This window comes from Streptococcus oralis (genome assembly GCF_001578705.1).
GTDB lineage: Bacteria > Bacillota > Bacilli > Lactobacillales > Streptococcaceae > Streptococcus > Streptococcus oralis_J.
The window spans coordinates 1-284 of the sequence record NZ_KQ969055.1 but is presented as its reverse complement, the minus strand read 5'-3'; the positions used below and the strand labels follow the sequence as shown (position 1 = coordinate 284).

The following is a 284-nucleotide window of genomic DNA, read 5'->3' as shown; positions in this document are numbered from 1 at the left end:
TGGGAGTTAACGGGATCGAACCGCTGACCCTCTGCTTGTAAGGCAGATGCTCTCCCAGCTGAGCTAAACTCCCAAAAAGGAAGCCTCTAAACTTCCTATTCTGCTAAGCGACTTCCATATCTCACAGGGGGCAACCCCCAACTACTTCCGGCGTTCTAGGGCTTAACTGCTGTGTTCGGCATGGGTACAGGTGTATCTCCTAGGCTATCGTCACTTAACTCTGAGTAATACCTACTCAAAATTGAATATCTATCAAATAATTAGAAAAACCATACGCTAAGTTT

General features: G+C 45.8%; 1 tRNA gene and 1 rRNA gene. Both read right to left on the bottom strand.

What is annotated here, in order from left to right:
- Nucleotides 1-73 (bottom strand) — tRNA-Val (locus tag SORDD05_RS09685).
- Nucleotides 74-102: 29 nt separating this feature from the next.
- A 5S ribosomal RNA gene (gene rrf, locus SORDD05_RS09680) occupies nucleotides 103-218 on the bottom strand.
- Nucleotides 219-284 lie beyond the last annotated feature (66 nt).